Origin of the sequence: Capnocytophaga canis (genome assembly GCF_000827555.1) — a bacterium.
Classification (GTDB): Bacteria; Bacteroidota; Bacteroidia; order Flavobacteriales; family Flavobacteriaceae; genus Capnocytophaga; species Capnocytophaga canis.
Genome location: NZ_CDOI01000034.1, coordinates 1 through 398 on the forward strand (window position 1 = coordinate 1; position 398 = coordinate 398).

The 398-nt window shown below is 36.4% G+C and carries 1 protein-coding gene; it reads right to left on the reverse strand.

Annotated features, from left to right (window positions below):
* Positions 1 to 398, reverse strand: a 398-nt coding sequence (locus CCAND38_RS11750) for a hypothetical protein (protein ID WP_042343256.1), incomplete at both ends; no start/stop codon positions are given.

Sequence of the window (398 nt, forward strand, 5' to 3'; positions counted from 1 at the left end):
CTACCGAGAATGAAGTAACATCTGTACTAAAACCACTCGGTAGATTTATTGAAGTTACGTTTAAAGAAGCGTCCCCTATGTTTAGTACGATAAGTGTTTTTGAAACCTGCTCATTTGGTTTTACCGTTCCGAAATTTAAATTGCCTGACAAAGAAATTCTTGCTTCTGTTTTTTGTTGTTCTTCTTCCACTTGTGCAGAAACAGCAATCTTAGCACTACCGTTCGTTGCATTAGAATTTACCATAATATCCCCAGAATACGTACCTGGATTATTTTTTGAAAATGAAACTCTAACCTCACGTGAGCTATTAGGAACTACCGAGAATGAAGTAACATCTGTACTAAAACCACTCGGTAGATTTATTGAAGTTACGTTTAAAGAAGCGTCCCCTATGTTT